The following is a 4795-nucleotide window of genomic DNA, read 5'->3' as shown; positions in this document are numbered from 1 at the left end:
TAGGCGGAGAACCGGCCGAAGTGCGCAATCCCACTCGCCGCCGCGGCCGTTCCGACTGGCTGATACGGGTTCGCGAGGATCATCTGTCGTGCCCGGTGCAACCGCAAGGGCCTCTGCTCACAGCAGGCGGCAAGCGAGCCCGTCGTGGACGACGGCTGTCGTGTAGCGGTGGACCACCGGCTATCGAGACTCCTGGAACGCAGCTCGGTAGGCGGTGGGAGAGGTGCCGATGATGCTGCCGAAGTGGCGACGGAGGTTCGCGTCGGATCGCAGTCCTGTCGCTTCGGCGATCTGCGTCATCGTCAAGTCGGTGCGTTCGAGAAGTTCCCGGGCGCGGTCGATCCTGGCGCGCAAGACCCACTGCATCGGGGTGATGCCGGTGTCGGCAGCAAACCGGCGTGAGAACGTCCGCGCGGACACATTCGACTGACGGGCAAGCGCCGCGAGGGACAGGTCGTCGTCGAGGTGGTCGAGCGCCCAGGCGCGGGTGGCGGCGAAGACGTCGCCGAGGGGTTCTGGGATGGTGCGGAGCACGTACTGGGCTTGGCCGCCGCTTCGGTAGGGGGCGCTGACGAGGCGTCGGGCGACGTGGTTGGCGAGCGCGACTCCGTGGTCGCGGCGGATGAGGTGGAGGCAGAGGTCGATGCCGCTGGCGGCGCCGGCGCTGGTGAGCACGTTCCCGGCGTCGACGAACAGCACGTGCTCGTCGACGTCGACCTCCGGGTACCGGTCGCGGAGGATGTCCGTGTAGTGCCAGTGCGTCGTCGCGCGCCGCCCATTGAGGAGCCCGGCGGCGGCGAGGGTGAACGCGCCTGTCGAGATCGCTGCGATCCGGGCACCGCGTTCGTGCGCTGCGCGGAGCGCTGCGATGACCGCTGGCGGTGTGGTGACCTCGGCGGGGTTCCGGTAGCCGGGGACGAGGATGGTGTCGGCCCAGGTAAGAGTGTCGAGGTCGTGGCTGACGGCGTAGGCGAGGCCGTCCCACCCTTCCACGGTGCCGACCTGTTCGGCGCAGACGCGGGCCTCGTAGGGCATGCTCGGCCGCTTCGCGAACACGTGCGCAGCGATCCCGACGTCGAGCGCTTTCGCGCCGTCGAGAACGAGCACCGCCACTCGGTGGTCGCGGTCTGTGCTCACGCCCTCGAACCTAGCGCGCTGCGTCACGTGCACGGGTGGTGACCGCAGCGGCGGTGGCAAGCACGGTGAGCGCGATGATTGCCGCGGCGATGTACACGGCCCGGTACGGGGCGGGAAACGAGCCGAGTGCGGCGATGAGCAGGCCGGCGAGAACGGCTCCGGCGCGGCGGGTGTTGGTGAAGAGCCCCGATGCGAGTCCGGGGCTCGGGAACACGTCCTGGAACACGGTCAGACCGAGGCCGGCGACGGTCGCGAAGAACCAGGCGTTCAGCGGCTGCAGAACGAGGAGCTGCCACGGCTCATGGGCCAGCGCGACGAAGCCGTAGTACGCGACACCGCATACCCACCCGCCAGCGAGGAGGAGCCGGACGGAGCGGTGTTCCTGGAGCCGACCGATGAGCAGCAGTGCGGGGATCTCGAGGAGGGCGGCAGCGCCGAGCGTGATGCCAGCCCAGATGATCGGAGCCTGGAGGTCGCGGGTGACGAACAGGGTCGCGATAGTGACGGTGGCGATGTTCGTCGCCTGCAGGAGCGTGAACGCTCCGACGACACCCCACCGGTTCCACCCGCGGAGCTGCACCAGCAGCCGTGGCCGAGGTGTGGCGTCATCGGTGCGAATTGTCCCGCGTCGGCGGAGGAGCAGGAGCGCGGTGACGACGTTGACCAGGCCGATGCCGGCAAGGAGCGGCAGCGCTGCCGGGGAGCCTGCCGTTCCAGTGACGAGGGTGGCCACGGGAGGGCCGATGACCCAGGCGAAAGACACGATCGCACGGGTCCGGATGACCTGCGCCGGTGGTGCGCCTTCATGGCGGAGCTGCGCGAACAGCAGCGTCGATCCGACGCCGGGCGGGCCGCCGAGGATGACCAGGGCGAGCACGACCACCGGGAGCGACGTCGTGACTGCGAGGACCGCCACGAGAGCAACTCCGCCGAGCGCACAGAACACCAGCGGCCGCAGGTAGTTCCGGCTCCGGTCCGCGAGAGTCGGGATGAGCAGGGACGCGGCGAACCCGCCAACGTTGTAGAGCCCCAGGACCCAACCGACCTCGGCCGGCGTCGCGTCGTAGAGGGTCACGAGGAGCACTGCGAGCAGCGGGTTCAGCACCGCGAACTGCAACGCCCAGAACCACGCAGCGACCAGCCACAGCGCCTTCCCCTGCCGCTGTACCGTTTCTGTCTTCACGGGTGGCCCACCACGAGGCGCAGCGACCCGTCGAACGTCGGCTGGGCGCGCAGGTGTCCGTGCTGGGCGTCCCACGCGACCGTGTCGAGGTCGGCCCGCAGCGCGCGCTCGAAGCGTGCCTCGACGTCCGGACCGACGAAGCTCCAGGCGGAGTTCGCGCGCCTGGCGCCGGGGTCGAGGAGCGCTTCGGGGCGGCCGTAGTACGCCTCGCTGAATCCGTCGACGCATTCGAGTGGGATCGGTACGGACGCCACGGTGACGGTTCCGCCGAGTCCTGCTCGGAGGTTGTCGATCGACGGGTATCGGCTGGCTTCCGTGGCGATGACCTCGAGTGCGTAGTCGTTGATCCACGACCGGGTGAGCGCGGACGGGTCGCAGGTGAGGATCACGACAGGCCCGCGGGTCACCCGGCGAACCTCGTGGAGCCCAGCCGGCAGGTCCCGCCACTGATGGACGGTGAACGACGCCAGGGCCGCGTCGAAGCTGTCGTCACCGAACGGAAGGTCCTCCGCGGTCGCATCGACCGCGGGCACCGACCCTGCGGGGCGTTGCGCACGCATCGTGGCGCTCGGCTCTACAGCGGTCACGTCGAGGTCGGTCGGTTCGTAGGAGCCCGCACCAGCACCGACGTTCACGAGCGTTCGAGCATTGCCGAGCGCAGCCTGGATCGCCGCGGTGAACGCGGGCTCCGGACGCCGGTACTGCCCGTACCCGGCCCCGATCACGCCGTAGTTCGCATCGCCGGCACTGCCATCGGACCCGCTCGTCACTGAACGCTCATCTGTCATGACATCAGCCAACCGCCGAGCCCAAGGACGCCGCCAGCGGTAATCAGGACGACGGCCGTACAGATCACGCCAACCCATGACCACCGGGGCAACCGCATCTTCGTGTTGAATGGCAAAACATCGCCGCATTTGCGGCGCAACCTGTCGAACGGAACCCCGTCATGCCGCACCGCGCCACCCGCCTGCCGACCCTCCTGACCGCGGTCGCCGCGGCGTCGCTGCTGCTTACGGCGTGTTCCGCCGGCAGCACGACAGCCAGCTCGTCGTCGCCGTCGCCGTCCTCGTCCTCGTCCTCGTCCTCTGCGATGGGTTCGATCACAGTGTTTGCGGCAGCGTCGTTGCAGAAGACGTTTACCGAGCTGGGGAAGCAGTACGAGGCCGCACACCCGGGTACGACGATTGAGTTCTCCTTCGCCGGTTCCAGTGACCTCGTGACGCAGATCCAGAACGGCGCACCGGCCGACGTATTCGCGTCGGCTGACGAGAAGAACATGGACAAGCTCGCCACGAACGACCTCCAGGGCTCACCGGCGGACTTTGCGAAGAACACGCTTGAGATCGCGGTCGCGCCCGGCAACCCGAAGAAGATCACCGACTTCAAGGACCTCACCAACGCCGGCGTGCAGGTCGTCACGTGCGCCAGCCCGGTCCCGTGCGGTGCCGCTACCGAGAAGGTCGAGCAGGCGACCGGGGTCACGTTGAAGCCCGTCAGCGAGGAGCAGTCCGTCACCGACGTGCTCGGTAAGGTCAGCTCCGGGCAAGCAGACGCAGGCCTGGTGTACGTCACCGACGTCAAGGGCGCGGCTGGCAAGATCGACGGGGTGACATTCAAGGACGCATCAAGCGCCGTCAACACTTACCCGATCGCGGTGCTCAAGGAGAGCAAGAACCCCGACCTCGCCGCCTCGTTCAGCGACTACGTCCGCTCCGACGCCGGACAGAAGGTGCTCCAGGAAGCCGGCTTCCAAGCCCCCTGAAAACCGAGGCAGGCCGTCCGGTGACCCATCGCCGAGCGGGACAGGCATCCTGCGAGATGTTCGGCTATCGGGGTGCCGGTTCCCATGACGCTGATTACCAGCGATCAGGTCGCTCGTCATGGCCGGTCGCCGCCACAAAGTCGTACGCTCAGGGCGTGGATGCTCGACTCAGCTCCGGGTGCACGGACCACCCTGGCTATGGGCTTGTGCGCTGGACGGCCCGAGAACTGACGCTCCCGGACGGCAGTGTGTTCGCAACCGTCCTTGACACCGCGACGGACAGTGAGGGCATACCCCTCAGCGAAGCGGGCCGCAGCGAACTCATCTTCTGGGAGAGCATGACCGCGTAGCGATCCTCCCAGGGACCCTCACTGCTCCGCGGAAAGGACGACACTGCGGGCTCGCCAACAGCTCCCCCAAGCCCTCTGCCACGCGCTGCGTCCCACAAACCGTCAAGACCACTCGACGAACCGCCAGCCAGGCCCAGACGACATTCCGAGACAAGCGGCACCCGCTTGGATGCTGATGTCACCGACATGGCAATGTGTCTCACGGCTGCATCTCGGAAAACTAAAGCTTTTTAGGACGACAGCCCAGTATTGCCATCAGGCGCAGCTGGTGCGGCCGAGTCCGAGGAAGCGGACGGTGCTGATGCGGACGCTGCTGGCGGAGGTCGTCGTCCACGTCGAGGTGACGTCGGCGCGGACGGT

General features: G+C 68.0%; 4 protein-coding genes. 1 reads left to right on the top strand and 3 read right to left on the bottom strand.

Annotated elements, in window-relative coordinates; translation table 11 throughout:
• Positions 1 to 180 precede the first annotated feature (180 nt).
• The 3 genes from EDF33_RS19920 to EDF33_RS19910 are packed head-to-tail and all read right to left on the bottom strand — an operon-like array spanning position 181 to position 3108.
• Positions 181 to 1137 (bottom strand): DJ-1/PfpI family protein, encoded by a 957-nt coding sequence (locus EDF33_RS19920; RefSeq protein WP_243692526.1) that lies wholly within the window; start codon positions 1135 to 1137, stop codon positions 181 to 183.
• Between the two features lie 10 nt (positions 1138 to 1147).
• On the bottom strand, positions 1148 to 2320 hold the full coding sequence (locus EDF33_RS19915) for an MFS transporter (protein ID WP_132100989.1): 1173 nt from the start codon (positions 2318 to 2320) through the stop codon (positions 1148 to 1150).
• Positions 2317 to 3108, bottom strand: coding sequence for a class I SAM-dependent methyltransferase (locus tag EDF33_RS19910; RefSeq protein ID WP_132100988.1), 792 nt, complete (start codon positions 3106 to 3108; stop codon positions 2317 to 2319). Before EDF33_RS19910 ends, EDF33_RS19915 begins: the two co-directional genes overlap by 4 nt.
• Before the next feature lie 161 nt (positions 3109 to 3269).
• Between EDF33_RS19910 and modA the strand changes: the two genes are divergently transcribed.
• The gene (gene modA / locus EDF33_RS19905; RefSeq protein ID WP_132100987.1) at positions 3270 to 4085 is read left to right on the top strand and encodes a molybdate ABC transporter substrate-binding protein; all 816 of its coding nucleotides are present in this window, start codon (positions 3270 to 3272) and stop codon (positions 4083 to 4085) included.
• The last annotated feature ends 710 nt before the right edge of the window (positions 4086 to 4795 follow it).

The sequence above is a fragment of the Curtobacterium sp. PhB146 genome (assembly GCF_004342995.1).
Lineage (GTDB): Bacteria > Actinomycetota > Actinomycetes > Actinomycetales > Microbacteriaceae > Curtobacterium.
Note: the sequence above shows the minus strand (reverse complement) of the source record. Positions and strands in the feature narration are given on the sequence as shown.

Excerpts from the sequence above, each read along its gene's own strand:
- modA (WP_132100987.1), top strand. The coding sequence starts at position 3,270 with ATGCCGCACCGCGCCACCCGCCTGCCGACCCTCCTGACCGCGGTCGCC.
- EDF33_RS19910 (WP_132100988.1), bottom strand. The coding sequence starts at position 3,108 with ATGACAGATGAGCGTTCAGTGACGAGCGGGTCCGATGGCAGTGCCGGC.